Origin of the sequence: Paraburkholderia sp. GAS42 (genome assembly GCF_050436565.1) — a bacterium.
GTDB lineage: Bacteria > Pseudomonadota > Gammaproteobacteria > Burkholderiales > Burkholderiaceae > Paraburkholderia.
On record NZ_JBNDML010000007.1, the window covers coordinates 193,362 to 217,580 of the forward strand.

Annotated in this window: 24 protein-coding genes and 3 tRNA genes; 9 read left to right on the forward strand and 18 right to left on the reverse strand. The window is 62.8% G+C overall.

What is annotated here, in order from left to right:
• Nucleotides 1–114 precede the first annotated feature (114 nt).
• The gene (gene otsA, locus P3T16_RS13215) at nucleotides 115–1,548 is read right to left on the reverse strand and encodes an alpha,alpha-trehalose-phosphate synthase (UDP-forming) (RefSeq protein WP_429342642.1); all 1,434 of its coding nucleotides are present in this window, start codon (nucleotides 1,546–1,548) and stop codon (nucleotides 115–117) included.
• 58 nt (nucleotides 1,549–1,606) lie between these two features.
• The gene (gene otsB, locus P3T16_RS13220; protein ID WP_429256785.1) at nucleotides 1,607–2,356 is read right to left on the reverse strand and encodes a trehalose-phosphatase; all 750 of its coding nucleotides are present in this window, start codon (nucleotides 2,354–2,356) and stop codon (nucleotides 1,607–1,609) included.
• A gap of 479 nt (nucleotides 2,357–2,835) precedes the next feature.
• Here otsB and P3T16_RS13225 point away from each other — a divergent pair, with 479 nt between their 5' ends.
• From P3T16_RS13225 to P3T16_RS13235, 3 genes are read left to right on the forward strand one after another with little or no spacing between them, the layout of a single operon-like run.
• Nucleotides 2,836–3,417 carry an SCO family protein gene (locus tag P3T16_RS13225; protein ID WP_429342710.1) on the forward strand — a complete coding sequence of 194 codons (582 nt, stop codon included), beginning with the start codon at nucleotides 2,836–2,838 and terminating at the stop codon, nucleotides 3,415–3,417.
• 21 nt (nucleotides 3,418–3,438) lie between these two features.
• Nucleotides 3,439–3,900, forward strand: a complete 462-nt coding sequence (locus P3T16_RS13230) for a copper chaperone PCu(A)C (RefSeq protein ID WP_429342643.1) — start codon at nucleotides 3,439–3,441, stop codon at nucleotides 3,898–3,900.
• A gap of 9 nt (nucleotides 3,901–3,909) precedes the next feature.
• Nucleotides 3,910–4,791 (forward strand): cytochrome c oxidase assembly protein, encoded by an 882-nt coding sequence (locus P3T16_RS13235; protein ID WP_429342644.1) that lies wholly within the window; start codon nucleotides 3,910–3,912, stop codon nucleotides 4,789–4,791.
• Nucleotides 4,792–4,833: 42 nt separating this feature from the next.
• Here the strand turns inward: P3T16_RS13235 and P3T16_RS13240 are convergent, their stop codons facing one another.
• Both P3T16_RS13240 and P3T16_RS13245 read right to left on the reverse strand, forming a co-directional pair.
• On the reverse strand, nucleotides 4,834–5,322 hold the full coding sequence (locus tag P3T16_RS13240; protein ID WP_429256788.1) for a GNAT family N-acetyltransferase: 489 nt from the start codon (nucleotides 5,320–5,322) through the stop codon (nucleotides 4,834–4,836).
• Nucleotides 5,323–5,405: 83 nt separating this feature from the next.
• On the reverse strand, nucleotides 5,406–5,696 hold the full coding sequence (locus P3T16_RS13245) for a hypothetical protein (protein ID WP_429256789.1): 291 nt from the start codon (nucleotides 5,694–5,696) through the stop codon (nucleotides 5,406–5,408).
• A gap of 125 nt (nucleotides 5,697–5,821) precedes the next feature.
• Between P3T16_RS13245 and P3T16_RS13250 the strand changes: the two genes are divergently transcribed.
• The 3 genes from P3T16_RS13250 (at nucleotide 5,822) to P3T16_RS13260 (ending at nucleotide 8,477) form a co-directional block, all read left to right on the forward strand.
• Nucleotides 5,822–6,499: a GntR family transcriptional regulator gene (locus P3T16_RS13250; protein ID WP_429256790.1), complete on the forward strand. Its 678-nt coding sequence runs from the start codon at nucleotides 5,822–5,824 to the stop codon at nucleotides 6,497–6,499.
• Nucleotides 6,500–6,671: 172 nt separating this feature from the next.
• Nucleotides 6,672–7,109, forward strand: coding sequence for a PRC-barrel domain-containing protein (locus tag P3T16_RS13255; protein WP_429342645.1), 438 nt, complete (start codon nucleotides 6,672–6,674; stop codon nucleotides 7,107–7,109).
• Between the two features lie 153 nt (nucleotides 7,110–7,262).
• On the forward strand, nucleotides 7,263–8,477 hold the full coding sequence (locus P3T16_RS13260; protein ID WP_429342646.1) for a DUF2252 domain-containing protein: 1,215 nt from the start codon (nucleotides 7,263–7,265) through the stop codon (nucleotides 8,475–8,477).
• A gap of 105 nt (nucleotides 8,478–8,582) precedes the next feature.
• On the opposite strand, the gene P3T16_RS13265 is transcribed toward P3T16_RS13260, so the two are convergent.
• The 5 genes from P3T16_RS13265 to uvrC all read right to left on the reverse strand — a co-directional run bounded on the left by P3T16_RS13265 (nucleotide 8,583) and on the right by uvrC (nucleotide 12,027).
• A tRNA-Cys gene (locus P3T16_RS13265) sits at nucleotides 8,583–8,656 on the reverse strand.
• Nucleotides 8,657–8,768: 112 nt separating this feature from the next.
• Nucleotides 8,769–8,844: transfer RNA gene (locus P3T16_RS13270), tRNA-Gly, on the reverse strand.
• A gap of 80 nt (nucleotides 8,845–8,924) precedes the next feature.
• A tRNA-Gly gene (locus P3T16_RS13275) sits at nucleotides 8,925–9,000 on the reverse strand.
• A gap of 164 nt (nucleotides 9,001–9,164) precedes the next feature.
• The gene (gene pgsA, locus P3T16_RS13280; RefSeq protein WP_429256793.1) at nucleotides 9,165–9,758 is read right to left on the reverse strand and encodes a CDP-diacylglycerol--glycerol-3-phosphate 3-phosphatidyltransferase; all 594 of its coding nucleotides are present in this window, start codon (nucleotides 9,756–9,758) and stop codon (nucleotides 9,165–9,167) included.
• Between the two features lie 133 nt (nucleotides 9,759–9,891).
• Nucleotides 9,892–12,027 carry an excinuclease ABC subunit UvrC gene (gene uvrC, locus P3T16_RS13285; protein ID WP_429342647.1) on the reverse strand — a complete coding sequence of 712 codons (2,136 nt, stop codon included), beginning with the start codon at nucleotides 12,025–12,027 and terminating at the stop codon, nucleotides 9,892–9,894.
• Nucleotides 12,028–12,136: 109 nt separating this feature from the next.
• Here uvrC and earP point away from each other — a divergent pair, with 109 nt between their 5' ends.
• Together earP and efp are read left to right on the forward strand one after the other, a co-directional pair.
• On the forward strand, nucleotides 12,137–13,321 hold the full coding sequence (gene earP, locus P3T16_RS13290) for an elongation factor P maturation arginine rhamnosyltransferase EarP (protein ID WP_429342648.1): 1,185 nt from the start codon (nucleotides 12,137–12,139) through the stop codon (nucleotides 13,319–13,321).
• A 224-nt stretch (nucleotides 13,322–13,545) separates the two neighbouring features.
• On the forward strand, nucleotides 13,546–14,103 hold the full coding sequence (gene efp, locus P3T16_RS13295) for an elongation factor P (RefSeq protein WP_429256796.1): 558 nt from the start codon (nucleotides 13,546–13,548) through the stop codon (nucleotides 14,101–14,103).
• Here efp and P3T16_RS13300 read toward each other — a convergent pair.
• On the reverse strand, nucleotides 14,100–14,366 hold the full coding sequence (locus P3T16_RS13300) for a hypothetical protein (RefSeq protein ID WP_429256797.1): 267 nt from the start codon (nucleotides 14,364–14,366) through the stop codon (nucleotides 14,100–14,102). The genes efp and P3T16_RS13300 overlap by 4 nt on opposite strands.
• 80 nt (nucleotides 14,367–14,446) lie before the next feature.
• Between P3T16_RS13300 and P3T16_RS13305 the strand changes: the two genes are divergently transcribed.
• Nucleotides 14,447–15,829: a sigma-54-dependent transcriptional regulator gene (locus P3T16_RS13305; protein WP_429342649.1), complete on the forward strand. Its 1,383-nt coding sequence runs from the start codon at nucleotides 14,447–14,449 to the stop codon at nucleotides 15,827–15,829.
• A 100-nt stretch (nucleotides 15,830–15,929) separates the two neighbouring features.
• Here the strand turns inward: P3T16_RS13305 and nagZ are convergent, their stop codons facing one another.
• The 8 genes from nagZ to lepA all read right to left on the reverse strand — a co-directional run bounded on the left by nagZ (nucleotide 15,930) and on the right by lepA (nucleotide 24,181).
• Nucleotides 15,930–16,958 carry a beta-N-acetylhexosaminidase gene (gene nagZ, locus P3T16_RS13310; RefSeq protein ID WP_429342650.1) on the reverse strand — a complete coding sequence of 343 codons (1,029 nt, stop codon included), beginning with the start codon at nucleotides 16,956–16,958 and terminating at the stop codon, nucleotides 15,930–15,932.
• A 63-nt stretch (nucleotides 16,959–17,021) separates the two neighbouring features.
• Nucleotides 17,022–17,432, reverse strand: coding sequence for a holo-ACP synthase (acpS, locus tag P3T16_RS13315; RefSeq protein ID WP_429256800.1), 411 nt, complete (start codon nucleotides 17,430–17,432; stop codon nucleotides 17,022–17,024).
• Between the two features lie 54 nt (nucleotides 17,433–17,486).
• Complete coding sequence (pdxJ, locus tag P3T16_RS13320; protein WP_429342651.1) at nucleotides 17,487–18,251, reverse strand: pyridoxine 5'-phosphate synthase; 765 nt, start codon at nucleotides 18,249–18,251, stop codon at nucleotides 17,487–17,489.
• Nucleotides 18,248–19,144, reverse strand: a complete 897-nt coding sequence (gene recO / locus P3T16_RS13325; protein ID WP_429342652.1) for a DNA repair protein RecO — start codon at nucleotides 19,142–19,144, stop codon at nucleotides 18,248–18,250. The genes pdxJ and recO overlap by 4 nt, the downstream gene beginning before the upstream one ends.
• Entirely contained in the window at nucleotides 19,131–20,030 is a 900-nt protein-coding gene (gene era, locus P3T16_RS13330; RefSeq protein ID WP_429256803.1) for a GTPase Era, read from the reverse strand. Before era ends, recO begins: the two co-directional genes overlap by 14 nt.
• A gap of 66 nt (nucleotides 20,031–20,096) precedes the next feature.
• Entirely contained in the window at nucleotides 20,097–21,320 is a 1,224-nt protein-coding gene (gene rnc, locus P3T16_RS13335) for a ribonuclease III (protein ID WP_429342653.1), read from the reverse strand.
• Between the two features lie 153 nt (nucleotides 21,321–21,473).
• On the reverse strand, nucleotides 21,474–22,367 hold the full coding sequence (gene lepB, locus P3T16_RS13340; RefSeq protein WP_429256805.1) for a signal peptidase I: 894 nt from the start codon (nucleotides 22,365–22,367) through the stop codon (nucleotides 21,474–21,476).
• Between the two features lie 20 nt (nucleotides 22,368–22,387).
• On the reverse strand, nucleotides 22,388–24,181 hold the full coding sequence (gene lepA / locus P3T16_RS13345; RefSeq protein WP_429256806.1) for a translation elongation factor 4: 1,794 nt from the start codon (nucleotides 24,179–24,181) through the stop codon (nucleotides 22,388–22,390).
• Nucleotides 24,182–24,219 lie beyond the last annotated feature (38 nt).

The window sequence follows — 24,219 nt, forward strand, 5'->3', positions numbered from 1 at the left end:
GCAACGCGCCGCCGTTCAACCGCGCTGCGCGAGCGTTAAAAGAAAAAGCCGCTTCGAATCGAAGCGGCTTTTTTACGTGCAATGCGATGAGTCAATGGCAGCCAGACCGGGCCTTCATTCCGCGAGCGAAACCCCTGCCCGCTTCCGTGTACGTTGTAGAGGGCCGGCCGCCTGAAGATCGCGCATGAAATTGTCGCGCCACACAGAGACGTTGTTCTCGCGCAGCTGCGCCATCATCTCCCGATAGCGCGCCTGACGCTCCGCAAGTGGCATCGCGAGCGCGGTGGCGAGTGCTTCAGCCATGCCGTCGATATCGACCGGATTCACGATCAGCGCGCCGTTCAGTTCCTGCGCCGCGCCGGCGAACCGCGACAACACCAGCACGCCCGGATCGTCCGGATCCTGCGCCGACACATACTCCTTCGCGACGAGGTTCATGCCGTCGCGCAGCGGCGTCACATAACCGACGTGCGACGCGCGAAACAGCGCCGCCAGCACCGGTCGCTCGTACTGACGATGGATGTAGCGGATCGGTGTCCAGTCCAGCTCCGCGAACCGTCCGTTGATGCGGCCCGATTCGCCCTCGAGCTGCAGACGGATGTCCTGATAGGCGTGCATGTCGGCGCGCGTCGGCGGCGCAATCTGCACGAACGACACCTTGTTGCGTTGCGCCGGCGCATGCTCCAGCAGCCGCTCGAACGCGCGGAAACGCTCGACCAGCCCCTTCGAATAATCGAGCCGGTCGACGCTCATGATCAGCTTGCGCGAATGCAGTGTCGCCCGCATCGTGCGCACGGGCTTGCCGCCCTCGCCTGCTTTCGCGAGTTCGGCGATTTCATCCGGATACACGCCGATCGGATACGCCGCCGCATGCAGCGTCCGGCCGAACGCGCGAACGGTCGTCGGGCGCCCGCTCACGGGTGCGTCGACCGAGCCGTTGCCCTCATGCACGATGTAGTCGCAGAACGAACGCAGGTCGGGCTCCGTCTGGAAGCCGATCAGATCGAACGAACACAGCGCCTCGACCAGTTCGCGATGCGGCGGCACCGCGAGCAGCACCTGCGAAGCGGGAAACGGAATGTGCAGGAAAAACCCGATACGGTTCTTCACGCCCGCGGCGCGCAGCGCTTTCGCGAACGGAATCAGGTGATAGTCGTGAACCCAGATGACGTCGTCGGGGCGCAGCAGCGGCACGAGTTGCTGCGCGAGCCAGGTATTCACGCGGCAATAGCCTTCGAAATCGTGCCGGTCGTACTGAACGAGGTCCGCGCGATAGTGGAACGCGGGCCACAGCGTCGCGTTCGAAAAGCCGCGGTAATACTGGTCGTAATCGCGCCGCACGAGGCCGATGGTCGCGAAAGTCACCGGGCCGCGCTCTTCGACGCTGATCTGCGGCTGGCCGGACGACAGCACATCGCCGCTCCAGCCGAACCACATGCCGCCGGTTTCCTTCAGTGCGTCATAGACGCCGACTGCCAGCCCGCCCGCCGCGGGGCCGCCTTCCGAGATCGGTGCGACCCGGTTCGATACGATGATCAGTCGACTCATGAAGCGCAATTCTCACGCTGAAAGAAGTTGTCACTGCGACGGAAGTGCCGCATGAAAGTCACGCCTTGCCCGCAGCCGCGACGACGGACGCCAGCCAGTCGATCAGCGCGCCGACCGAATCGAGTCGCGTTTTCGCGACCGAATCTCCGCCGCCAACCTTGATCGACACGCCGCCGCGCTCGTTGACGACAGCGAAGCCTTTCTCGTCGGTGAGGTCGTCCCCGGCGAATACGGGCGTGCGTCCGGTGAACGGCGGCTCGTCGAGGAAGGCGCGCAGCGCGCGGCCCTTGTCGACGTCCTTCGGCTTGATTTCGTAGACCATCTTGCCGGGCTGCAACACGTACGCATCGGGATATTCAGCGACAAGGCGGCTCGTCGCTTCGCGGGCGACCGGTTCGCGCTCAGGCGCATTGCGATAGTGCAGTGCGACCGCGGCGCCCTTGATCTCCAGCAACATGCCCGGATTCGTACGCACGATTTCCGCGAGGTCCTGCTCCATACGCAGCAGCCGGTCGTCGTTGAAACCCGTGCGCTGCGTGTCGCCGTTCGCGTCGCGCCGCTCGGCGCCGTGCAGACCCGCGATCGGCATGTCAGGCATGCCGAGAAACGAATCGATGCTGTCGATGCCGCGACCGGACACGATCGCCACCGCGCCATTCGTGAGGCGCCGCAGCTCGGTCAGCAGTTCGATGACCCGGGGTTGCACCAGCACGCCATCGGGCGTCGGCGCCAGCTCGACGAGGGTGCCGTCGAAGTCGAAGAAAAAAGCCGTCTCGCTGGGAGACAGAACAGCCGGAAGTGCTCGCATCGTCTTGTCTTGCCTTTCAGCCGTTTACAGCCGGAAAAGTGTGCGCATCTTACCGCGCATCCGCCAATTTTTCGAGGAAGTAAGGCTGGCGCATGGGCTGGCCTGGCTTCAACGCACGTCGGCCAACCGGATTTCGTTCAAAAACAGAACAATCAGGCTTCATGCAGCTTTCAGTCACGTGTGACATTTTGCCCCGGTCGCCGCGTCAGGCCTGGCGCGCGGGCACATCGTCGGACAAATTGCGATACAGTCGCAGCCATCGCGCCGTGTCCGGATTCAAGCCGTTTCACCGGAATCTGCAACAGCGCCTGCCGTCGCGTCTGCCCTCGCGTCTCTCCTGTTTGATCGAGTCATCGAGATTGCATTTGTTCCCGCCCGCCCCGTCTAGCTGCAAGACTCAGCGTAACTCGTCGCTCGATGCCGCAACCGGCCTGCGAAGGAAACGCATCGCGTCGCGCGGCCTGCGGGCGTTGCTCACTGTGATCACAACCGGCGTGTTCGCTGCAACTGCGCTTACCGCCTGCTCGCACGACGACGCGCCGTGGCAGTTGACGAACGTGACCGGCCACCTGCCCGATCTGCAGTTCGCCCTCACCGGCGACGACGGCAAACCCGCCACCGGCGACACATTCAAAGGCCGCACGTCGCTTGTGTACTTTGGTTATACGCACTGTCCGGATGTCTGTCCCGAGACGATGGGCCGGCTGATGCAGGTCGTCGACACACTCGGCCCGGATGCGCAGCACGTGCGCATCCTGTTCATCACCGTCGATCCCGCCCGCGACTCGGCTCAGGCACTGCACGATTACATCGGCGCTTTCGATTCGAAACACGCGTTCGGCCTGACCGGCAGCGACGGGCAGATCGAAGCGCTCGCAAAACGCTATCGTGTCGCGTACCAGATGGAAAAGCGCGACCCGAAGGGCAATTACGAAGTCACCCACAGTTCCGCCGTCTATGTATTCGATGCAGATGGCCATGCGCGTCTGCTCGCGACCGATCACGATTCGCCGGACGTTATCGCCCACGATCTGCGTCGCATCATTGATGCTCATTCCTGACCCAAGCCAACCAGAACGCTCATGCTGACCAAGACCCCAACCTCCATTGCGCTGGCCGCGGCGCTTACCGCTGCTGCGCTCTTCAGCGCCACCGCCCACGCGGCCGGCGCGCACGCCATCACGACGCAGAACGCGTGGGTGCGCTGGCTGCCGAACAACCTGCCTGCCGCCGGCTACGTGACGCTCATCAACGCCAGCGACAAACCCGTCGATCTCGTCGACATTTCGAGCGACGACTACGGCGGCGCAATGCTGCATCAGACGGTCTCGAACGGCTCGACACAGAAGATGGTGATGGTCGACAAGCTGACCGTGCCCGCGCATGGCCAGGTGACGATCGCGCCGGGCGGCTATCACGTGATGCTCGAAGATCCAAAGCACAAGGTCGCGCCCGGCGACACCGTGCACCTGAAACTGCAGTTCTCCGATGGCGAAACGTTGGACACGCCGTTCGCCGTCAAGCCGCCCTCGCAGACGAAGTAACGCCGCACGATGAACCTGCTTGACTGGCTCGAACCGTGGGAATTTTCGCCGACTGTCGTTATCGCGGTGCTGGTGGCGGCGGTGCTGTTTGCGCGCGGCGTGCGCAAGGCGAAGGTCTCCATCGCACGGCAACTGTCGTTCTGGTTCGGGCTGATGGCGCTGTACGTCGCGCTGCATACGCGGCTCGATTATTTCTTCGAGCATGAGTTCTTCATGCATCGTGCGCAGCATCTCGTGCTGCATCACCTCGGGCCCTTCTTTATCGCGCTGTCGTATCCCGGCGCGGCGTTGCGCGCGGGCATACCGTTCCGCTGGCGACAACGCTTCGTGCGACCTGCGCTGCAGACGCGCGCGGTGCGTGCCACGCTCGACGTGGTGATGCATCCCGTCGTCGCCGTGGTGCTGTTCGTCGGGTTGATCTATTTCTGGCTGCTCTCGCCCATCCATTTCGTCGCGATGCTCGACTGGCGGCTGTATCGCGTGATGAACTGGAGCATGGTCATCGATGGCCTGCTGTTCTGGTGGCTCGTACTCGATTCGCGACCCGCGCCCCCAGCGCGACTTTCGCCCGGCCGACGCGTGCTCGTCGTGATTGCCGCGATTCCGCCGCAGATCGTCCTCGGCGCGTTTATCTTCTTCTCGCCGCGCGAGCTTTATCCGGTGTATTCGATCTGCGGACGCGCGTTCACCTGGCTCAGCCCGATGCGCGATCAGCAGATCGGCGGGCTGTTGCTGTGGATTCCGGGCTCGATGATGAGCGTGATCGGCGCGCTGCTCGCGCTGCGTCACTGGATGCGGCTGTCAGCCCGCGCGCTGCGCAGCGAGCGCGTCGCACCTTCGCCGGCGGAGACGGCCTTGAATTCGCACCCGATAGCAGCCAGTCAGCGCTGACCTGCCGGCACTCAGCGGGACTGCACACATCCGAAGACGCCCTCAGGCGGAGCGCATCCAGATATGCGGAATGCCGTCCTCTTCGTGGACATCTGAAATCGCTTCGAATCCGAACGCGCCGTAGAACGGCTGCAGATGCGCCTGCGCATGCAGACGGATCGGCGTGGTCGGCCATTGCGACGAGATATGTTCGAGCGCGCGTTCGAGCATCCGCGTGCCCAGCCCCTGACCGCGGAAATCGGCCGTCGTCAGCACGCGGCCGATGCGAATGTCACTTTCCGTGTCGTCCGGCAACAGCACACGCAGGTAGCCGGCGAGCTTCGCGCGCGGCTCGCCCGGGCCGTACGCAAACAGATGCCATGCCTCGGCATCGAGGCCGTCGACGTCGCCGTACACACAGTTCTGCTCGACCACGAAGACTTCGCTGCGCGCGGCCAGCATGTCATAGACCTCGGCCGTGGTGAGGTCGTCGAAGGCTTTCCAGCGCCATTCGATCATCGGTTGCGACAGGGAGGACAAAGGCTGATCCATATCAATCTGCTTCAAGGAGGCGCTTGCGCGCACATCAAAGCCGAATTATGCCGCGCCGCGCTCCTGAAGGCCAATTCCGTGCCTTATCGGCCGGTGCGGCTGCGTCGCAATTCCACCTGGTCGGCAATGTTGCTCTGCCCCAGCATCGTGGCCGCGTTGGGTTTCTGTCGCCACGGCCCGGCCAGCAGATCCGCCGCCTTCAGAAACACCGCTGCACGGTCCTCGAACGACCACCGGGACCCGTCGCGTTGCGCGTCGCTCGCCGGGCGGATCGCCGCCGCGAGCCGGGCGAATAAGCTAAGATTGATTCGTCTTGCGGACCTGCGGCCATCGCCATGCAACCCGCGGACTGGACTGGCTTTTGAACTGATCAAACCGGCTCAGCGGATTCAAGATAGACGGCAATTTATCCATTGTCACGTCGATTGGATCCAATCCTGACAGCCTCGAATTTTGAAGACGACCTTTTCGTCGGTCGGCGCACGACCGGCTTTCCCTCATGACGAAAGTGCAGGTCAAGACGGATCGGCGTTCGCTGCCGCAAATCATCCGGGATCAACTTCGCGACGAAATCCTGCGCGGGACGCTTCCGCCCGGCACGCAGCTTCGCCAGGAAAACCTTGCGGAGCGCTTTGGCGCGAGCCGGATTCCCGTGCGCGAGGCGTTACGCCAGCTGGAAGCGGAAGGGCTGGTGAGCTATCAGCTCAACCGCGGCGCCGTCGTGATCGCGATGTCGACGACCGAAATCCTGGAACTGCTCGACATTCGCGCCGCGCTCGAAAGCTACGCGGCGAAGCTCGCCGTCCCGAACATGGTGGCGGCCGACATCGACCTGATGAAGCGCATACTCGCTTCGTACGACGTCGCGACGACGCCCGCCGAATGGGCCGAATGCAACCGTCAGTTCCATCTGGCGCTGTGCGCGCCGTCGAACAACGAGCGGCTGCGCAAACTGATCGAGGAGTATTGCCTCAGCACGACGAATCGCTACCCGCATCTGCGGATGTCGCTCGACGCGCGAAAGGACGAGGTGCAGCGCGATCACCATGCGATCGTCGACGCGTGCAGGCGGCGAGCAGTCGATGAAGTGGTGGCGCTGCTCGCACAGCACATTCTCGAAACCAGACGTGAACTGCTGGCGGCAGCGCGGACGGCGGGGAACGCTTCTGGCGAATGATCATGCGTTATGCGGCTGCGCGCGTACCAGGTGTCGAACCGGTTGAGCGATACGCGAGGCTACACACTTGACGCGACGATGGCCGCCCAACTGCAGAAAACAAAAAAACACGTCAGAATCCTTGAAGGCCTGAACGGTCCCCGTTTGTCCGACTCCACCAACAAGGAAAATCATGAAATCGAAACTCGTCGCTGCACTCATCGTGTCCTCGCTTGGGCTGGCTGCAACGCAATCGCAGGCGCAAGTCGCCGGCACGCAGCCGATCGGCGTCAGCGTGGAAGTCTCGCAAGCGATTCTGCAGGGCTGGAGCGTCCGGAAATCGATTCTGAACAAACCGGTCTATAACGAAGAAGGAAAACGCGTCGGTGTGATCCACGACATCATCGTCGCACCGGACGCTTCTGTTTCGTTTGCGATCATTGCGGCCGAGCAGTTCCTCGGTGTGTCGCATCACGACGTGGCCATTCCGATTGAACAGCTCGATTTCGTCGACGGCAAGCTGACGCTGCCAGGCGCGACGAAGGCCGCGATCAAGGCATTGCCGGAGTTCCAGTACGCGAAGGTGCGCACCACGCCGGAACCGCGAACCGAGTACAAGGAACATCACTGAAGCATCGCGGCGGATCATCGGATCTGCTGCGAATGAAGTGGGTGCGCTCAAGCTGATGCGCACTCATGCAACCTGATTCAGGCGGCCGCGCTTCGAGCGGGTAACCGGGCCGGCAGGCGCGCCCCCGCCCATCGGGTTGAAGCGGGAGCCGCCATGACCGACATCATCACCGAGATCGCACATTTCAACGCTGGGCGGGATCCCGAACGGCTCGCGATGAAGTACGCGAGCATGCGCACGTCGGCATTCGTCTTTTTGCGTGGCACGTGTCACCTGTTTTACACGCAGCTGCCCGAGGGCGGTGTGCTCGACGGCATACCGCAGACGTGGATCTGCGGCGATATGCATCTGGAAAATTTCGGCAGCTACAAAGCCGACAATCGCCTCATCTATTTCGACATCAACGACTTCGACGAAGCCTGCCTCGCGCCGTGCCTCGTGGAACTCGTGCGCCTGCTCGCGAGCGTGCTGGTCGCCGCGGATGGCCTGCACGTCAGCTGCGCCGAAGCGCTCGCGCTGTGCCATACGGCGATCGATGCATACAGCGCGGCACTTCGTTTCGGCAAGGCGCGCTGGATCGAGGAGGAACTGGCGGTCGGCATGGTGCGTGAACTGTTTGACGCGCTACACGGCCGCACGCGCGTCGATCACCTGAACCGGCGAACGGATCTGAAGGGCAAGAAACGCACGTTGAAGGTCGACGGGAAAAGGGCCCTCCCCGTCGACAATGAAACGCGTGCGGCCGTGACTGCATTCATGAGCGCATTCGCGGCCAGCGAGCCGGATCCGGCGTTCTACAAGATGATCGACGTCGCGCGACGCATCGCGGGCACGGGCAGTCTGGGCGTCGATCGATATGTGATCCTCGCGGAAGGAAAAGGATCGCCGGACGGCAACTATCTGCTCGATCTGAAGGAAGCGTTGCCGTCTTCGGTCGCACCGCACGTGAAGACGACGCAGCCCGTGTGGGGCACCGAAGCGCAACGCGTGGTCGCGGTCCAGCAGCGCGCGCAGGCCGTCTCGCAGGCGTTTCTGCACGCCGTCGAATTCGCTGGCAAACCGTATGTGCTGCGAAGCCTCCAGCCGTCGGAAGATCGCGTGGCGCTCGCTAACTGGAACGGCAAACTGTCGCGGCTCGAGTCCGTCGTGAACAACATGGCGGAGTTGAGTGCGTGGTCGCAGTTGCGCAGCGGTGGTCGCCAGGGTTCGGCCATCGCCGACGAGCTTATTGCGTTCGGCAGTCGCACGGACTGGCAGATACCGCTCATCCAGCTCGCCGTGCAATGCGAGACGCAGGTCGAAGCGGACTGGCGTGTCTATTCCGAGGCGTATGACCGTGGTGCTTTTGGGGCAACGGCGAAAGGTTAGATGTGTGAACTGCCTGATGCGCGTGCGAAGCGAATGTGACGCGTTGCGCTTAAGGCGCGTAGAAAAAAGAAAAGCCCCGACAGGTCGGGGCTTTTCTTTCACTGCTGGAGGCGCGAGCCGGAGTCGAACCGGCCTAAACGGCTTTGCAGGCCGCTGCATAACCGCTTTGCTATCGCGCCGTAAGCGGACTGCCGAACCGTGATAACGAACTGCATTTCGACGATTCGCAGATTTGTGCGATGGCCAACCGGCCTTCCAAACAAAAAGGGAAGCGTTGCTTCCCCTTGTGTATGGAGCGGGAGACGAGGCTCGAACTCGCGACCTCAACCTTGGCAAGGTTGCGCTCTACCAACTGAGCTACTCCCGCGTTGTACTTCTTTGTGCTGCCTGACAACGCCCTGCCATTTCACTACTGCACAACCCCGGCAAAACGCTGCTTCAAAAATCTGGAGCGGGAGACGAGGCTCGAACTCGCGACCTCAACCTTGGCAAGGTTGCGCTCTACCAACTGAGCTACTCCCGCGTTTTGCTGCTTCCGTTTTGCTGCTTCCGTTTTGCTGCTTCCGTTTTGCTGCTTCTTTACTGCCCCGCTGCAGAACCGCATGCACCGGAGAGACGAGATTATGTACAAGGCTCTGAAACGTGTCAACCCCTTTTAGTCGGGAGATTGAACACTGTCTAAACTGTCTAAACGATCCCGCCCCGCTCACGAATCTGCGGCCACGCGAGCTTCATGTAGTACAGCATCGACCAGATCGTCAGTACAGCCGCGAGATAGATGAGCCATGTGCCCCACACACGCGTGTCGATCGCGAGCCCTGCGATGAGCGGCACGGGCTCCCACAACAGCAGCATCGGAATGGCGACCATCTGGCAAACCGTCTTGAGCTTGCCGAGCGAATTCACCGCGACGCTTTTCGACGCACCGATCTGCGCCATCCATTCGCGCAGCGCGGAAATCGCGATCTCGCGACCGACGATCACGAGCGCGATCGCCGCGTCGAGTCGTGCGAGCTGCACCAGCACGAGGAGCGCGGCGGTCACCATCAGCTTGTCGGCGACGGGGTCGAGGAACGCGCCGAAGGCCGACGTCTGGTTCCATTTGCGCGCGAGATAGCCGTCGAACCAGTCGGTCAGCGCCGCCAGGATGAAGATCACCGCGGCCGCGAGATTGCGGTGCGCGAGGCTCATCATCGAGTCGCTTAGATAAAAGACGCCCACGACGAGCGGAATCAGAACGATCCTCAGCCACGTCAGGAAAATCGGAAAATTAAACGGCATGGGCGGGGGCCACGTCAGACAAGGGAGATGCAATTGTGCCGTGTCGCCGGATATGCCACAAGCAAAGGGGCGCGCGGGGCTTGCGCCGCGCGCTCGCGCCTGGCTGCGCTGAGGCGGCTACGCGGCGCCGGTATCAGTGCAGTTGACGGTAGATCTGCTCGGCGAGCGCACGCGAAATGCCCTCGACGCCCGCCAGATCGTCGATGCTCGCCGCCACCACGCCGCGCAGCCCGCCGAAACGCGCCAGCAGCCGCTGACGACGTTTTGCGCCGACGCCTTCGAGTTCCTCGAGCCGCGACGTCTGCCGCGTCTTGCCACGCTTCGCACGCATGCCGGTGATCGCGAAACGGTGCGCTTCGTCGCGGATATGTGCGACGAGCATCAGCGCGGCGCTTTCCTTGCCGAGTTCGAGCGGCGCGCGGCCGCCCACGAAGATCAGCGTTTCGAGGCCCACCTTGCGCCCCTCGCCCTTCGCGACGCCAACCAGCATGTCGGTGTCGAGCCCGAGTTCGGTGAAGACCTGGCGCGCGATTTCGACCTGACCCTTGCCTCCGTCGATCAGCACGATGGTCGGCAACGTGCCGCCTGCGGCGACAGGCTCGGCGGCATCGGGCGTGACGGCCGGGTCAGCGGCGTCTTCGGGTTGCAGCGTGGTCGCTTCGTCGGTGGCATTCTGCGCGGCCTGTGCGACCATTTTTTCGTAGCGGCGCGTCAGGACCTGGCGCATCGCTGCGTAATCGTCACCGGGTGTAATGCCGGTGATGTTGTAGCGCCGGTACTCGCCCGACTGCATCTTGTGATGGTGATACACCACACACGACGCCTGCGTCGCCTCGCCCATCGTGTGACTGATGTCGAAGCATTCAATGCGCAGATGCGCGAGGTCCTCGCATTCGAGACCGAGCGTGTCCGCGAGCGCGCGGGTGCGCGCCTGTTGCGAACCCTGCTCCGACAGCAGACGCGCGAGCGCGAGCCGCGCATTCTGTTCGGCCATCGCGAGCCACACGCGCTTCTGACCCTGTGGCTGTCGTAGCAGCGCGATCTTGTGCCCGGCCTGTTCGGTCAGCAGATCGACCAGTTCGCGATTCGCCGGCGCATGGCTCACGACGAGCACGGGCGGCACGCGATCGCCAAGGTAGTGCTGTGCGATAAACGCTTCGAGCACTTCAGCTTCGATGCTTGTGCCACGCGGCGCGCCGGGGGCGGCCGCTTCGTCGCTGGCTTCGGCTTCATCGTTGCTCTCAGCGCTGGTCTCAGCAGGAAGCGCCTGCGCGATCGCCAGCGCATCGGACACGTCCGTCGCATCATCGTCGATCGATGCAGCAGACGCAGCAGACGCATCGACCCGCGCGTCCGCTGCCTCGATTTCAAGGCCGCCTTCATCCGGCGTCAGCGCGGCCTCGACGTGCGTCGGGAAATACGCCTTGTCGCCGAGATGCCGGCCGCCGCGCACCATCGCCAGATTCACGCACACGCGTCCGCCCAGCGCGACCACCGCAAGAATATCGACGTCGCTCTCGCTCCCGGTTTCGATCGCCTGCTGATGCAGCACCGTCGAAAGCGAACTCATCTGGTTGCGCACCGCCGCTGCCTGCTCGAACTTCAGATCGACGGCGAACGCGTGCATCTTCTGTTCGAGTTCCTGCATCACTTCCTTCTGCCGTCCAAGCAGAAAGCGCGATGCATTGGCGACATCGCGCGCGTAATCCTCTTCGCTGATCGCGTTGACGCACGGCGCGGTGCACCGCTGGATCTGATGCAACAGGCAAGGCCGCGTACGATTGTTGAACACCGAGTCTTCGCACGTACGCAACTGGAACACGCGTTGCAGGATCTGGATGCTTTCGCGCACCGCCCACGCGCTCGGGAACGGTCCGAAATACTGGTTCTTTTTGTCGACGGCGCCGCGGTAGTACGCCATGCGCGGAAATTTGTGGCCCGTCAGCTTCAGAAACGGATACGACTTGTCGTCGCGAAACAGGATGTTGTAACGCGGCGCGAGCGCCTTGATCAGATTGTTTTCAAGCAGCAGCGCTTCGGCTTCGGAACGCGTAACCGTTGTCTCGATGCGCGCGATGCGCGTCACCATCATCGCGATACGCGGCGATAGCAGCGTCTTCGTGAAGTAGCTCGACACACGCTTCTTGAGGTCGCGCGCCTTGCCGACATACAGCACCGCGCCGTGCGCATCGTAGTAGCGGTAGACGCCCGGCAGATGCGGCAGTTGGGTCAGTATTTTTTTGGGCTCGAAAGCTTCGGAATCGGTCATGCAGAATCAGGCTGGGCGCCGCGCGGGACACGCGGAATCGGGGGCAAGTGCTTTAGAATCGCCAGTTTAGAACATTCCGCGCGCGTCCGAACAACGCCCGCCGGCCGCCATGTCCTCTCCGCCTGTTTCCAGTGAACGTCCGGCTGCCGGTATCGCATGCGATATTTTCTGCGCGGTGATCGATAACTTCGGCGACATTGGCGTCTGCTGGCGCCTCGCGCGCCAGCTCGCCGACGAGCACGGCTGGCAGGTGCGCGTATTCGTCGACGATCTGCACGCGTTCCACACGCTGTGTCCCACGCTTGCGCTCGACCGGGCGCGTCAGTCCATCGCCGGCATCGTGATCGAGCACTGGCACGAACCGTCGCACGCGGGCGATACGCTCGAAGTCGCGGATGTCGTCATCGAAGCGTTTGGCTGCGAACTGCCGCCTGTGTACGTCGCGGCGATGGCGCAGCGCGAGCGCACGCCGGTCTGGCTGAACCTCGAATATCTGAGCGCGGAAGACTGGGTCGCCGATTTTCATCTGCGGCCGTCGCCGCATCCGCGTTACGCGCTCAAAAAGACGTTCTTTTTCCCGGGACTCGGACCGGGAACCGGCGGCGTACTAAAGGAACGTGAGCTGGACGCGGCCCGCGCCGCCTTCGAGGCATCAGACGAAAAGCGCGCCGCATGGTGGCGTCAGGCGACAGGCGCGCCGCCTCCCGGTGAAAACGCGACGGTCATCTCTCTGTTCGCCTACGAAAACCCGGCCGCCGACAGCCTCCTCGAACAATGGCGCGATAACGCAGGGGAAATCGTCCTGCTCGCGCCAGAAGGGCGTATTTCGGGCGCGGTCGCGCGCTTTTTTGGCCTCTCGTCGTTCATGGCGGGCACGCACGCAGCGCGCGGCAACCTTACCGCCCACTCGCTCCCCTTCACCGACCAGCGCGGCTACGACGCGCTGCTCTGGGCCTGCGACGTCAACTTCGTGCGTGGTGAAGATTCGTTCGTGCGCGCGCAATGGGCCGCGAAACCGTTCGTCTGGCACATTTATCCGCAGGCTGACGACGCCCATCTGCCGAAACTCGACGCCGCCCTCGCCCACTACGCGGGCCCGCTGCCGGAAGCCCCCCGTGACGCGCTCGCCCGCTTCTGGCACGCCTGGAACGGCGCCGGCAGACCGGACTGGGCCGATTTCCAGCGTCACCGGGCCGCCTTCGACGCCCGCGCCGTCGATTGGGCGCATGAACTCGCGGACGTCGGCGACCTCGCCGGAAATCTGGCCGGATTCGCAAAAAGTCAGTTAAAATAAGCGGTTATCCAACGGCCTACGAGTCAGGCACGACTCGAAGCACGACTCAAGCGCGGCCCGATCATGGCGATGCTTCCAGCTTGAAAGGGCATTTTCCGGATCGGCGCCATTCGTACGCGCCTGAATGGGTAAGCGCAGGGTTAGAGCGCAGGCACCGAGCGCGCTTGCGTCGTGTGCCGTTGAGCACAAAAGTTGAAGCTACTTATTTCGTACAGGACAGTTTTATGAAGATCGCACAGGAACTCCGCACCGGTAACGTCGTGATGATCGGCGCAGACGCGATGGTCGTGCAGAAGGCCGAATACAACAAATCGGGCCGTAACTCCGCCGTCGTGAAGATGAAGTTCAAGAACCTGCTGACGGGCGCAGGCATGGAATCGGTCTACAAGGCCGACGACAAGTTCGACGTCGTCCTGCTCGAGCGCAAGGAAGTGACGTACTCGTACTTCGCCGACCCGATGTACGTGTTCATGGACGCCGACTACAACCAGTTCGAAGTCGAAGCCGAAATGATGGGCGACGCGCTGAATTACCTCGAAGACGGCATGGCTTGCGAAGTCGTGTTCTACAACGAGAAGGCCATCTCGGTCGAACTGCCGACCACGCTGGTCCGCGAAATCCTCTACACGGAACCGGCTGTCAAGGGCGACACGTCGTCCGGCAAGGTTCTGAAGACGGCAAAGCTCAACACCGGCTTTGAACTGCAGGTGCCGCTTTTCTGCAGTATCGGCGACAAGATCGAAATCGATACGCGTACGCACGAGTACCGCAGCCGCGCTTAATCTGGCGCCGGACCTGCCCGCCGCTTTTTCCTGAAGCGGCGATCGAAAAGCGCCCCACGGGGCGCTTTTTCTTTTTTGCACGACCGTGTATGGTTTAAGCAAACTTTACCGGCTCGATGCGAAAATTTTCCGGTGTCCATGCAACCGATACCTGCCTGCCGCAGCCAGATCGTTGATAAATCTTGATGTTTTTCTTTGGCACGCTCTCTGCTAAGAGGAAGTAAGGCCTTGAGGCTTTCCTTTTCCAGATGGAGGCCAGGCATGTCATCACACCTGTCGACACGCGCCCCGAGCGACCGCGTATCGGCAAGGCTTTCCGATCAATTGAAAAAGTGCGTCCGCCATGCCACACGCCCTGATTGTCGAAGACGATCCCAATAGCCTCTCCGGCCTGTCCGCGATTCTGGCCGCCGACGGTTTTTCCGTCGACACCGCGACTACGCTCGCCGAAGCCCGGGCCGCGCTCGCGCGTTTTATCCCCGATGTCGTCCTTGTCGACCTGAATCTGCCGGACGGCAGCGGGCTCGATCTGCTCCAGCATCTGCCCGCGCAGCCGCCAGGTGGCGCGTTGCCCGTCATCGTGATGACCGGGAACGCGACCGTCGAAAGCGCGATCGAAGGTTTGCGGCACGGCATCTGGGACTACCTGCTGAAGCCGGTCAATATTCCGCGTCTACGCAGCCTGCTGGCGCGCATTCCGCGCCCTTATGAACTGACCGAAGAAGTGCAGACGCTGCGCGCGACGCTGCGCCTTTTAGGGCGATTTGGCCCGATGATCGGCCGCAGCAGCGTGATCCAGCATGTCTACGACACGATCGAGCACACCGCGCCAACCGAGGCCGCTGTGTTGATCTCCGGCGAATCCGGCGCGGGCAAGGAAGTGGCCGCTCGCACGCTGCATGAGATGAGCCGGCGTCGCAAAGGCCCGTTCGTCGTGTTCGACTGCCGGACCGCGGCCGCGACGGCGGGCGATCGTCCGCTCGACAGCCTGCTGTTCGGCCACGAACGCGGTGCGTTCAGTGGCGCGGATCAGCGCGAGCCGGGCCTCTTCGAACAGGCAAGCGGCGGCACGCTTTTCATCGATGAAATCGCCGAACTGCCTCAGTTGCAGCAGGAAGCGCTGCTGCGCGCGCTCGATTCGCAGACGTTCATGCGCGTGGGCGGCACCAACGAACTGGTGACGGATTTCCGCCTGATTGCGTCGACGCGCAAGGTGCCGCGCGCGGCCGTCGCGGATGGCTCGCTGAACCAGGATCTGTGGCTGCGTCTGGACGCGGCGGCGCTGAGCTTGCCGCCGTTGCGCGAACGGGGCGACGATGCGGCGCTCTTCGCCGAGGCGCTCGTCGACGAACTCAATCGGGAAGCACACGCTCGCGGCCTGACGGGAACGATGAAGCTGATCGCGCCGAACTTCATCCGCGAATGCCTCGCGTACGACTGGCCGGGCAACGTCCGCGAATTGCAGGATCGTGTGAAGCGCGCGTATGTTGCGTCGGGCGATGTGCTGGAGTCGCTGCATGCCGACGAGACCGGCGCGCCGGGTGCCCGCGAGCTGAACGGCAGCCGCGTGCAGGTGACCGTCGGGACGCCGCTCGCCGACGTCGAGGAAATGCTGATCCGCGCGACGCTCGATGCCGTCGGCGGCACGCGGCACCGCGCGGCGTCACTGCTCGGTATCAGCCCGAAGACGCTGTACAACAAGCTGCAGCGCATGCGGCTCACCTGAAACCCGAGCCGGAGCGCATTCGTCGCGCCCTCAACAAAATAAAGCCGCATTGAACTCACAATGCGGCTTTATTTTTGAACACCTGTGTTCGGATATCGGCTCAGGGAAACGTGTTGCGCAACAACGTCTTTGCCTGCTGATATGCCGGGTCGGCCATCAGCCTGCTCCACTTGAGCGCCTTGCCGCCTGCGCGCATGGCCTTCAGCCGCTGACGCGATTCCTTCGACGGCGTGAAACGCAGCGCATCGAGCACCTTCTCTGCTTCCTCGGGCTGGTTGCAGATCAGCACCATGTCGCAGCCCGCCTGTAGCGCGGCCGTGGCCGCTTCGGTCAATGTACCGCCCTGACGCGCGGCTTCCATCGACAGATCGTCGCTGAAAATCGCGCCCTGAAAACGCAGCCGGCCGCGCAGGATGTCCTGCAGCCACACACGCGAAAAGCCCGCCGGTTTGGCGTCGACCTTCGTATAGATCACGTGCGCCGGAAGCACCGACGCCAGCGCCATCCCGAGCCAGTCATACGGCGCGACATCATCGGCGAGGATCGTTTCGAGCGGACGGTCGTCGGTCGGCATCGCGACGTGCGAGTCCGCTTCCGCGTAGCCGTGCCCCGGAAAATGCTTGCCGCAATTGGCCATGCCGGCCAGCGCAAGACCGTGATTCAGGCTCTTCGCCAGCAACGTGACGACGCGCGGATCGCTGTGAAACGCGCGGTCGCCGATCACCTGCGACTGGCCGTAGTTCAGGTCGAGCACCGGCGTGAAGCTCATGTCGATGCCGCACGCCCGCAACTCCGAAGCGAGGATGTAGCCGACCGCCGTCGTCACCTTCGTCGCGTACAGCACGTCCTTGTCCCACAGCGCGCCGAGCTTGCCCATCGCGGGCAGCACGGTAAAGCCGTCCGTGCGAAAGCGCTGCACGCGGCCGCCTTCGTGATCGACAGCGATCAGCAGATCGTCGCGCACCGCGCGGATCGCGTCGGTGAGCGCGACCAGTTGTGCGCGGCTCTCGAAGTGCCGAGCGAACAGGATCACGCCGCCGGTCATCGGGTGACTGAGGCGGCGCACATCGTCAGCGGTCAGCTTTTTGCCGACCATATCGAGCATCACGGGTCCAGGAGCGTATTTCATCTGATTTCTGGCAACAGGAAGGAAGCGCAGCGTGACGCCGCGTTGGAATAATTCAGGTGACGCTCAGGAAGCGACAGGATCGGCGACTTCAGCGATCACGAACGAGACGGCATAGTCGCGCTCGTCGCTGATCGTTACGCGCGCCGTGATGCCACGCGCGTCGAGCCATTCGGCCAGCTCGCCCGAAGCGACCACCATCGGCTTGCCGCTCGCTTCGTTGAGCGTCTGCAGCGCGCGCCAGGTCATCGGCCAGCGCATGCCGAGACCAATCGCCTTCGAAAAGGCCTCTTTCGCCGAGAAGCGCGTCGCGAGAAACGCGAGACCGCGTGCCGCCGAACGCGCGTGACGAGCGTGATAGACGCGCAGTTCGTCCGCGCCGAGCACCTTCTCGGCGAAGCGGCCTTTGGTGCGCTCCATCACCGCCGCGACGCGGCTGACCTGAACGATATCGGTGCCGATGCCATAGATCGCCATGACGTGATTGCCGTGCCTTTTCGTAACGAAAGCGTAACGAGAGCGTGACGCGCGTCAGGCGCGCGCGGCGAGACGCGCGGCAACCATGATCGCCTTCATCTCGCGTACCGCGTTGTCCCAGCCGGCGAAGATCGCATGTGCGACGATCGCGTGACCGATGTTCAGCTCGACGATGCCGTCGATGGCGGCGATCTGCTGGACGTTCGTGTAATGCAGGCCGTGGCCCGCATTGACCTTGATGCCGAGCGACCGGCCGAATTCCACGCCCCGGACCACTCGCTCGTATTCGCGCTGCTGTTCGCCGGCGTCGTGCGCTTCGGCGTAGCGTCCTGTGTGCAGTTCGATGACAGGCGCGCCGGCTTCGTGTGCGGCGCGAATCTGCGTTTCGTCCGGATCGATGAAGAGCGATACGCGCGAGCCCACGTCGGCCAGCTGGCGGCACGCCGCGCGCACTGCGTCGAACTGGCCGGCGACGTCGAGACCGCCTTCGGTGGTCAGTTCTGCGCGCTTTTCGGGCACGAGGCAGACGTCGTGTGGTTTCACTTCGCACGCGATGTCGAGCATCTCCTGCGTGACCGCGCACTCCAGATTCATGCGCGTTTTCAGGAGCGGTCGCAACGTGCGCACGTCGGCGTCGACGATATGCCGGCGGTCCTCACGCAGATGCAGCGTGATTGCGTCAGCGCCCGCTTCTTCGGCGGCCAGCGCCGCGCGGATCGGATCGGGATAGGACGTGCCACGCGCGTTGCGCAGCGTGGCGACGTGATCGATATTCACACCCAGGTCGATCACGCCCGGCGACGTTAGAAAGAAGCTCATAGATTCTGCAGGTCGATCAGGATCTGGCGCGTCGCGAGCGGCGTGCCGGCAAGGTAAGTGTTAAGCAGAAAACGCATCAGCGTCCTGCTCTGCGAAATCGTTTGAGGACGATGGTAATCGTCCTGCTCCATGTCGAGCAACGTCTGTCCTGCGATCACCGGCCATTGCTCGGGAAGATCATCGGACGCTTCACGCACGCCGCGCTCCGGATCGAACACATAACGCCCCTCGGCCACGACCGCGCGGCGCGTCACGGTGCGATCGAGCGCCATCGCGTAACCGGTTTCGCGCAGCAGCACGCGTTCGAACGAACGCAGCACCTGCACGGGCGGCTCGTCGTGCGCGAGACGCGTCAGCGTGACGACATAGTGATGGAACAGTTGCGGATGCGGATCTTCGCGGGCGCAGAATTTGACGAGCAGCTCGTTCACGTAGAAGCCGCACAGCAACGCGTCGCCAGCGAGCGGCAGCATGCCACCGACCCACTCCGCGCCCGTCAGCGTGCGCATCTCCGATTTGCCAGACCACGACAGCGCGAGCGGCTGGAACGTCTGCAACACGCCGCGCAGCGCCGAATGTGGACGTTTCGCGCCTTTCGCGACGAGCGCGAGCCGGCCGTGATCGCGCGACAGCACGTCGATGATCAGACTCGTTTCGCGATACGGATAGCTATGGAGAACAAACGCGGGCTGTTCGGCGACCCGATAGTCGGACGCGGCCGCGCGCGAAGGACGGCGCGCGGGCGCTTTGCGCGCCTCGCCTTCGCCACCGCTCTTTGCAGATGAAGATCTTTTTGCCCGGGACGGCGCCGGCGCAGCCGGTTCGCCGTCGCCGGCGTCGTCGTCGGGGTCGGCGCCGGGTTGCAACGTCACCCAGGCGTCATTCGTACCCATAGGCGCGAAGTCCGGCTTCGTTGTCGGCCCAGCCGCTCTTCACCTTGATGAAGGTTTCGAGGTACACCGGGCCGTCGAACAGCTTCTCCATATCGAGACGCGCTTCGGTGCTGATCTGCTTCAGCTTCGCGCCCTTCTGGCCGATGATCATCGCCTTGTGCGTGTCGCGCTCGACCATGATCGTCGCGAAGACGCGGCGCAGGCGCCCTTCCGTCTCGAACTTGTCGATCAGCACAGTGCTCGTGTACGGCAGTTCGTCGCCCGTCCAGCGGAACACTTTTTCGCGCAGGATTTCTGCGGCGAGAAAACGCTCACTGCGGTCGGTCAGATCGTCTTCGCCGTAGATCGGCGAGCCTTCCGGCAGGAACGGCTTGACCGTCACCATCAGGCGTTTGATGTCGTCAGGGTTCTTGGCCGACAGCGGCACGATTTCGTTGAACTGACGCAGCGCGCTGACCTGCTGCATGAACGGAAACAGGCTGTCCTTGTCGGAAACGCGATCGAGCTTGTTCGCGATCAGGAGCGTGGGCACCGACGGCGGAATCAGGTCGAGCACCTTCTGGTCGTCCGGGCCGAAACGGCCGGCTTCGATCACGAACAGGATGGCGTCGACGGATGTCAGCGTCGACGTCACCGCGCGATTCAGCGAGCGGTTCAGCGCGCCGCTGTGCTTCGTCTGGAAGCCGGGCGTGTCGACGAAGATGTACTGCGCGTCTTCGAGCGTGTGGATGCCGGTGATGCGATGGCGCGTCGTCTGCGCCTTGCGCGACGTAATGCTGACTTTCTGGCCGACGAGCGCGTTCATCAGCGTCGATTTGCCGACATTGGGACGGCCGACGATCGCGACCATGCCGCAGCGAAAACCAGTGGGAGTGGGAGCGTTCATATTCAGGCTACGGCTGGTTCGGGTGGACGCGCTGCGGGATGCGACCCATGCAGCGCGTTTTTTGCATCAATGGCCGGCGTCGGCGGCGCGCGTTTGCACCGCGCCTGCAACGCCAGGTTCGAGTTCGGCTTCGTCCGATGCCGGTACGCCAGGCACTGATTCGCGGTTGCGAAGCGTGGGCTTGTCGGTGACGGTGCGGCTCGTGTCCGGCTTGTCGGACGGCTTTTCGCTGGACTTGTCGCTGGACTTTTCGCTGGGCTTGTCATTCAGCCGGTCGGCGGACTTTTCCGTGGCTTTGTCGGCGCGGTCGGTTTTGTCCTGCGACTGCGCGTGCTCGCTGTATTCGACATGAGCGGCACGGATCACCGCGAGTGGCAGCGGCGTCGGCGCGCTGGCCGGCGATTCCCCGGCAGCAGCTGCGCTATCGGAGTCGCCCGTCGCCGCGGTCAGCGTCGGCTTCGCTTCACCGCGCCCGACGCGTTCAGACGACTTGCGATGGTCCGGCGCGCGCAGGTCCAACGCCGTCTGCACGCCCGCGACGCCCGGAACGATCTCCGGCTCCGCATGCTTCGCGGCCCGCGCGCCTTTCGAGCGCTTCGGTTTCGCAACCAGTGCGGGCGCAGCCGCCATGACTTCTTCGAGCGCCTTCTTGGCCGCCGCCTGCTCAGCCGCGCGACGGCTGGCGCCCGAGCCGGACACCTTCACGTCCAGCTTGGGCACCGTGCATTCGACTTCGAATTGCTGGTTGTGCGCCGCACCATGCGTTGCGACGACCGTATAGGTCGGCAAAGCGATCTTGTGACCCTGCAGGTATTCCTGCAGCAGCGTTTTCGAGTCTTTGCCGAGGGTACGCGGATCGATGTGATCGAGAATCGGCACGTACAGCCGCTTGATGACCGTCTGGGCGGCGTCGAAGCCGCCATCGAGGAACACCGCGCCCAGCACGGCTTCCAGCGTATCCGCGAGGATCGACGGACGACGGAAGCCGCCGCTACGCAGTTCGCCTTCGCCGAGGCGCAGGCCTTCGGAGATATTCAGGGCCTGAGCGATCTCGTAAAGCGACTGCTGCTTGACCAGATTGGCCCGGACGCGTGAGAGATCGCCTTCGTCCAGCTTGCTGAAACGTTGGAACAATAGCGCAGCCACCGCGCAATTCAGAACGGAGTCGCCGAGAAACTCGAGCCGTTCATTATGCGTAGCACTGTGACTGCGATGAGTTAAAGCCTGACGCAACAATTCCGCATTGCGAAATTCGTAGCGCAAACGGCTTTCCAACGGAGATAGGGGCATGTGCAGAGTATAACGCGGGCGCCTGCCCGGGCGAAAACGCGGGGCGGCCGACGAAAAAGCGTGGTGAAGCGACGTTACCGCACGTTCTTAAAGTAGCGTGCTAACACGCCGCGCGTTGTGCGCGGCGTGTTATGCGGCTCCGTTGCTACGCGATCAGTTAAAGGAACCGATGCGCTTGAGGCTGCTGAAGTTCATCCAGATGAAGAACGCGCGACCGACGATATTCTTGTCCGGCGCGAAGCCCCAGTAGCGGCTGTCCGCGCTGTTATCGCGGTTGTCGCCCATCATGAAATAGTTGCCTGCTGGCACCTTGCAGATCACGCCTTGCGCGTTGTACGTGCAGTTGTCGCGATACGGATAATCTTCTGCGCCAATGATAAACGGCGGCACTGCCGGGTTGTTCAGAATCGCGTTCTTGCGCCCGTTCAGATTTTCGTCGAACTGTTTCGCGTAGCCGATACGTTCTTCGTCGAAGTAATCCGGCAGCGCCGTTTCCGGCACGGGTTTGCCGTTGATCGTGAGCTTCTTGTCCTGATACGCGACGACGTCGCCCGGCACGCCGATCACGCGCTTGATGTAGTCGACCGATTCGTCTTTCGGATAACGGAACACGACGACGTCGCCACGCTCGAGCGGACGGCCCTGCGTGATCTTGGTGTTCGTAATTGGCAGACGGATGCCGTAGTCGTACTTGTTCACGAGAATGAAGTCGCCGACCAGCAGTGTAGGCACCATCGAACCCGACGGAATCTTGAACGGCTCGACGACGAACGAACGTACGACAAACACGACGAGAATCACCGGGAAAAAGCTCGCCGAATATTCGAGCCACCAGGGCTGGCGCAGCTTGTCGTCACGCAGACGGGCGCGCGTCTGCGCCGCGTTTTCGTCGGCGAAACGCTCGCCGACCCGCGCCTGCTGGCGGTCGAACTCGGCGACCGCGGCCTCTGCGGCGCGGCGTCGTTGCGGGATGAAAACCAGTTTGTCTGCGACCCAGGCGATGCCCGTTACGATGACGAGCACAAAAAGAATCAGCGCAAAATTCATGGGGTTCCGTTTCTTCTCTCTTATTTGTCTTCGACACGCAGGATTGCGAGGAAAGCCTCTTGCGGGATTTCCACCGACCCGACCTGCTTCATCCGCTTCTTGCCGGCCTTCTGCTTTTCGAGCAGTTTCTTTTTACGCGTGATGTCGCCGCCGTAGCACTTTGCCAGCACGTTCTTGCGCAGCGCCTTGATGTTCTCACGCGCGATGATATTCGCGCCAATCGTTGCCTGAATGGCCACGTCATACATCTGGCGCGGGATCAGTTCGCGCATCTTCGCCGCGACTTCGCGGCCGCGGTACTGGCTCTGCGAACGGTGGACGATCACGGACAGCGCATCGACCTTGTCGCCGTTGATCAGCATGTCGACCTTCACGACGTCGGCCGCGCGATATTCCTTGAACTCGTAATCCATCGACGCGTAACCGCGCGACGTCGACTTCAACCGGTCGAAGAAGTCGAGCACGATTTCGCCCATCGGGATTTCGTACGTGAGCTGAACCTGGCGGCCGTGATACTGCATGTTGATCTGGTTGCCACGCTTCTGCGTACAGAGCGTGATGACCGAGCCAACGTATTCCTGCGGCATGTACAGGTTCACCGTGACGATCGGCTCGCGCACTTCCTCGATCTTCGACGGGTCCGGCATCTTCGCCGGATTCTCGACCATGATGGTCGTGCCGTCGCGCTGCAGGACTTCATACACGACCGTCGGCGCGGTGGTGATGAGGTCCATGTCGAACTCGCGTTCGAGCCGCTCCTGGACGATCTCCATGTGCAACAGGCCAAGGAAGCCGCAGCGGAAACCGAAGCCGAGCGCCTGTGACACTTCCGGCTCGTATTGCAGCGACGCGTCGTTCAGCTTCAGCTTTTCGAGCGATTCGCGCAGCGCGTCGTACTGGTTGGCTTCGACCGGATAAAGGCCGGCAAACACCTGCGGCTTCACTTCCTTGAAGCCCGGCAGCGGTTCAGCTGCGGGACGGTTCACGAGCGTGACGGTATCGCCCACCTTCGCGGCCGGCAGTTCCTTGATGCCCGCGATGATGAAACCCACCTGCCCTGCTGACAGCACCTCGAGATTCTTCGACTTCGGCGTGAAGACGCCGATGTGCTCGACCGGATACTGCGCGCCGGTCGCCATCATGCGAATGCGGTCCTTCGGACGCAGCGTGCCGTTGACGATGCGCACCAGCATCACGACGCCGACGTAGTTGTCGAACCAGGAATCGATGATCAGCGCCTGCAGCGGCGCTTCCGTATTGCCCTTCGGCGGCGGCACTTTCGCGATCAGCGCTTCGAGCACGTCCTCAACGCCGAGGCCCGTCTTCGCGCTGCAATGCGTGGCGTCGGAAGCGTCGATGCCGATCACGTCTTCGATTTCTTCGATCGCGCCTTCCGGGTTCGCTGCGGGCAGGTCAATCTTGTTCAGCACTGGCACGACTTCGACGCCTAGCTCGATAGCCGTGTAGCAGTTCGCGACCGTCTGCGCCTCGACGCCCTGGCTGGCATCGACGACGAGCAGCGCGCCTTCACACGCCGACAGCGAGCGACTGACTTCGTACGAGAAGTCGACGTGCCCCGGCGTATCGATCATGTTGAGGTTGTACACCTTGCCATCGCGCGCGCGATAGGAGAGCGCCGCCGTCTGCGCCTTGATGGTGATGCCGCGCTCACGCTCGAGATCCATCGAGTCGAGCACCTGCGATTCCATTTCGCGGTCGGACAGACCGCCACACAGCTGGATGATGCGATCGGCGAGCGTCGACTTGCCATGGTCGATGTGCGCAATGATCGAGAAGTTACGAATATGATCCATTCAGTACCGATCAAGCGAAAAAGGCGCGCTCGGACGAT

Bases quoted from the DNA above. Each gene is read 5' to 3' on its own strand.
- otsA (WP_429342642.1), bottom strand. From the start codon at position 1,548: ATGAGTCGACTGATCATCGTATCGAACCGGGTCGCACCGATCTCGGAA.
- otsB (WP_429256785.1), bottom strand. From the start codon at position 2,356: ATGCGAGCACTTCCGGCTGTTCTGTCTCCCAGCGAGACGGCTTTTTTC.
- P3T16_RS13230 (WP_429342643.1), top strand. From the start codon at position 3,439: ATGCTGACCAAGACCCCAACCTCCATTGCGCTGGCCGCGGCGCTTACC.
- P3T16_RS13235 (WP_429342644.1), top strand. From the start codon at position 3,910: ATGAACCTGCTTGACTGGCTCGAACCGTGGGAATTTTCGCCGACTGTC.
- P3T16_RS13240 (WP_429256788.1), bottom strand. From the start codon at position 5,322: ATGGATCAGCCTTTGTCCTCCCTGTCGCAACCGATGATCGAATGGCGC.
- P3T16_RS13250 (WP_429256790.1), top strand. From the start codon at position 5,822: ATGACGAAAGTGCAGGTCAAGACGGATCGGCGTTCGCTGCCGCAAATC.
- P3T16_RS13255 (WP_429342645.1), top strand. From the start codon at position 6,672: ATGAAATCGAAACTCGTCGCTGCACTCATCGTGTCCTCGCTTGGGCTG.
- P3T16_RS13260 (WP_429342646.1), top strand. From the start codon at position 7,263: ATGACCGACATCATCACCGAGATCGCACATTTCAACGCTGGGCGGGAT.
- pgsA (WP_429256793.1), bottom strand. From the start codon at position 9,758: ATGCCGTTTAATTTTCCGATTTTCCTGACGTGGCTGAGGATCGTTCTG.
- uvrC (WP_429342647.1), bottom strand. From the start codon at position 12,027: ATGACCGATTCCGAAGCTTTCGAGCCCAAAAAAATACTGACCCAACTG.
- earP (WP_429342648.1), top strand. From the start codon at position 12,137: ATGTCCTCTCCGCCTGTTTCCAGTGAACGTCCGGCTGCCGGTATCGCA.
- efp (WP_429256796.1), top strand. From the start codon at position 13,546: ATGAAGATCGCACAGGAACTCCGCACCGGTAACGTCGTGATGATCGGC.
- P3T16_RS13300 (WP_429256797.1), bottom strand. From the start codon at position 14,366: ATGCCTGGCCTCCATCTGGAAAAGGAAAGCCTCAAGGCCTTACTTCCT.
- P3T16_RS13305 (WP_429342649.1), top strand. From the start codon at position 14,447: ATGCCACACGCCCTGATTGTCGAAGACGATCCCAATAGCCTCTCCGGC.
- nagZ (WP_429342650.1), bottom strand. From the start codon at position 16,958: ATGAAATACGCTCCTGGACCCGTGATGCTCGATATGGTCGGCAAAAAG.
- acpS (WP_429256800.1), bottom strand. From the start codon at position 17,432: ATGGCGATCTATGGCATCGGCACCGATATCGTTCAGGTCAGCCGCGTC.
- pdxJ (WP_429342651.1), bottom strand. From the start codon at position 18,251: ATGAGCTTCTTTCTAACGTCGCCGGGCGTGATCGACCTGGGTGTGAAT.
- recO (WP_429342652.1), bottom strand. From the start codon at position 19,144: ATGGGTACGAATGACGCCTGGGTGACGTTGCAACCCGGCGCCGACCCC.
- era (WP_429256803.1), bottom strand. From the start codon at position 20,030: ATGAACGCTCCCACTCCCACTGGTTTTCGCTGCGGCATGGTCGCGATC.
- rnc (WP_429342653.1), bottom strand. From the start codon at position 21,320: ATGCCCCTATCTCCGTTGGAAAGCCGTTTGCGCTACGAATTTCGCAAT.
- lepB (WP_429256805.1), bottom strand. From the start codon at position 22,367: ATGAATTTTGCGCTGATTCTTTTTGTGCTCGTCATCGTAACGGGCATC.
- lepA (WP_429256806.1), bottom strand. From the start codon at position 24,181: ATGGATCATATTCGTAACTTCTCGATCATTGCGCACATCGACCATGGC.